The organism is Archangium sp. (genome assembly GCF_036389735.1).
Lineage (GTDB): Bacteria > Myxococcota > Myxococcia > Myxococcales > Myxococcaceae > Archangium.
In genome coordinates this window covers 1-3220 of sequence record NZ_DASVWK010000236.1, presented here as the reverse complement: position 1 = coordinate 3220, position 3220 = coordinate 1, and the positions used below count along the sequence as shown (strand labels likewise).

The window sequence follows — 3220 nt, the reverse complement described above, 5'->3', positions numbered from 1 at the left end:
GGGTGAGCTGGTCGGTCCGCTCCGCCAACGAACGGGACTCCGCCGCCGTCTTCACCAGGGCCTCGGCCACCTCCACGCTCCGCCGGCTGCGCGCCACCTCCAACTCCACGTCCCGCCGGGTGCGCTCCAGGGTCTCGGCCGCCTGCTGCTCGATGCCCTGCCGCTCGCTCACCACCCCGCCTCTCAGGCCGCCCTCCCACAGGGGGACCGACAGCACGGCGGAGATATTCCAGGTGGCGAGGCGACCGGGAGCCGGCTCGGTGGTGTAACCCAGCAGGGAGCTGGAGAGGCCCAGCGTGGGCAGGTAGCCAGCGGATGCCTGACGCCTGCTGTCGCGCGCCGACTCCAGCTGGGCGCGCGCGGCGACGAGGTCCGGCCGCGCGCTCACGCTCTCCAACGGGGCGCACACCTGACGAATCTGCTCCACCAGCCCTTGCAGGTTGAAGGCGGGGCTCACCCCCGTGGCGCGGTCGAGGCCCAGCGACAGGCCGAGCGCCTCGCGGGCCCGGCGCAGTTGCTCGTCACCGGAGACGAGCGCCCCGCGCGCCACGGACACGTCCTGGTTCACCCGCACCACGTCCAACTGGTTGCTCGCGCCCAGCTCGAAGATGCGCTGGGTGAGCGCGGCGCGCTCCAGGGCCTGGCGCAGGCCCACGCGGTTGAGTTCCGCGACGCGCTCGGCGGCCACCGTGGCCACCAGCACCCGCGCCATGCCCAGGGTAAGCCGGCGCCGCACGTCCTGGAGGTTCGCCACGGCGCCCGTCTCGGCGGCCTCGGCCGAGGACAGCCCGCGCCACGCGCCGAAGTCCACCAGCGACTGCGACACCGACACCGCTCCGGCCACCAGCGGCACGGTGGGCCGGCGTCCGTCCGGTCCGGGGGTGGAGGGGAGCGTCGTCCCGCCGCCCGCGCCCAACGCCAGGACGGCGTTGTCGGGGTTGAGCACGTCATGGCCGACACCCACGGACGCACGCACGTTGGGCAGCAGCGCCGCCAGGGCCTGACGCCACCGGGCCTCGGCGCGCTGGATGTTGGCCTCCGCGAGCCGGAGGTCCGTGGAGCGCTCGCGCACCAGCGTGAGGGCCTCGTCCCAGTTACCCACCAACCGCTGCGCGGGAGGCACCGGGGTGAGCATCGGGTCCTCCACCTTCGGCTGGAAGGGGGCCGGAGGCGGAAGGGACTCGGGCTGGGCGGCCAGCGCCGAGGTGGTGACGAGCACCAGGAGGATGACGGAAGGGAAGGACATGCCAGGGCGAGGAGCGGAAGTCGGTGCGTGGGCTGCTGGGTCTACCCCTGTACGGCCCGCCTCATGAAGATGCAATTGACAATGATTGTAGAGTGCAACCATCATTAAGCCGAATGACCCTCATGGTGCAAGTGGCTTCACTGCGGCGCCTCCTGGCCAGGCGCCTCACCCAGATGCTCAGCGAGCAGACGAGCAGGCCACTCGCGCAGCTCGTGACGCTGAAGTTCATCGCCGTGGAGGGGGTGCGCAGTCAGGCGGCGCTCGCGGAGCGCATGATGGTGGATGCTCCCGCTGTGAGCCGGCTGGTGGACCGGCTGGAAGAGGACGGTCTGGTGAAGCGCTGCCCGGGGGAGGATCGCCGCTGCGTTCGGCTGGAGAGCACCCCGGCGAGCCAGAAGGAGCTGGAACTGTTGGAAGCCAGCGAGCACAAGCTGGAGGACGAGGCACGCCAGCACCTGACCGCCTCGGAGATGCGCGAGCTGAAGCGCCTGCTGGACAAGCTTCAGTCGGGGTTGACGCAGAGCGCTTGAGCGCGCCGTGTACCCCCGGTCACGGCGACCAGCGCAGGGCCGCCGCCGTGGCGGGCCCCACCTGCACTTCGTCCAGCGACCGGGGCAAACGCCCCTGGCCCTCCTCCAGCGGCACCTCCCCCACCATGACCTCGGCGGCGGGCTGCGGGTAGAGGGGTTGGCGCTCGGGCTCCACCAATCCCTCGGGCACGCGCGCATGGCCCTGCTCGTCATAGGCATCCACCGCCCCCAGGCAGTGGAAGAGCTCGTGGGCCAGCGCGGTCAGCTCCAGGGTGAGCTCCGTGTCCCCCAGCACGCCGCGCACCAGCCCCACCGAGCCCCCCGCCTCGGCCATGCCCTCCACGAGGCGCGCCTCCCCCTCTTCCGTGGGCTCCAGCACCACGTAGATGCGTGCATCCAGCCCCCGCGAGGCCACGCCCGCCGCCTCGTCCACGGCGGCCAGGGTGCGCGACAGCGCCCACGCATGCCGGGCCCGCGCCAGCAGTGAGTCCCCGGGGGATGTCAGCTCCAACCCGGCCGCGGGCTGGGGCTCGGTCATGATGAACCGGACGGGCGACTTCAGGTCCGTGCGGTAGCGGCGGGCCTCGCGCTCCAGCCAGTCCTCCAGCGCGAGCGCCCCGTCACGCCAGGCCTGGCGCACCTCGGGCTTCACCTCGCCGCGAGCGAGCAACACCACCGCCACCTGGAGCGGCCGATCCCACTCCAGGCGCGTCTCCCGGAGGCGCTGGCGCGAGGTGCCCCAGAACACGATGAGCACCAGCAGCATGAGCAGCAGGGACACGCGCAGCCACTTCGCCCGCCCGCGACGGGAGCGGCGGGCGGCACACCGGGCACAGAGCGCCTCGCCCTCCGGGCTCCGGCACAGCACGCACACCAGCTCACGGCAGTCCGCGCAGGGGGACTCCGGGGACAGGCTGGGGTGGGTGCCACACACGGCGTGGCCGCCGCCCGCCACCGCCACCGCCTCGCAGTCCACCCCGTGCTGCTGGAGGGTCTCCACCAGCCGCCGCGCTTCGGCCTCCCGCAGATCCCGGGGCAGGACGCGAGACTCGGCCAACAACCGCCGCGCCGCCTCCAGGGGAACCTGGAAGGTGCGCGCCAATCCCAGCGCCGCCCCACGAGAGTTGGAGGCCGCGACCCGGACTCGGAAGGTATCCGTCACAGGGGGACTATAACGTTCAAAACCCTGTAATTTCTTCAAACCACCCGCCCACTTTTCTACAGAAGATCGGACCGGAGGACAGGTGCGCGGGGCGGGAGTGCTGGCCGGAAAACAGAAGAGTCCGAGGGAGATCAACCCCTTGCACCGCCAATTGAATCGCCCAGGAGGGAGCGATACATGTGGCATGGCTCTGGCAGAACGGTGCGCACCGTGGGTTCGACGGGTTCTCGTGCTCCTGGGGCTTCTTCGCGATGAAATCCTCTCTAGCGCTGGCTTGTGCCT

General features: G+C 71.5%; 3 protein-coding genes. 1 reads left to right on the top strand and 2 read right to left on the bottom strand.

What is annotated here, in order from left to right; all coding sequences use genetic code 11:
• On the bottom strand, positions 1 to 1246 hold a 1246-nt coding region (locus VF794_RS08615; protein ID WP_331108703.1), incomplete at its 3' end, for a TolC family protein.
• A gap of 122 nt (positions 1247 to 1368) precedes the next feature.
• Here VF794_RS08615 and VF794_RS08610 point away from each other — a divergent pair.
• Positions 1369 to 1776, top strand: a complete 408-nt coding sequence (locus tag VF794_RS08610; protein ID WP_331108702.1) for a MarR family winged helix-turn-helix transcriptional regulator — start codon at positions 1369 to 1371, stop codon at positions 1774 to 1776.
• A gap of 19 nt (positions 1777 to 1795) precedes the next feature.
• Here VF794_RS08610 and VF794_RS08605 read toward each other — a convergent pair whose 3' ends face one another.
• Positions 1796 to 2938, bottom strand: a complete 1143-nt coding sequence (locus VF794_RS08605) for a hypothetical protein (RefSeq protein WP_331108701.1) — start codon at positions 2936 to 2938, stop codon at positions 1796 to 1798.
• Positions 2939 to 3220: the final 282 nt, after the last annotated feature.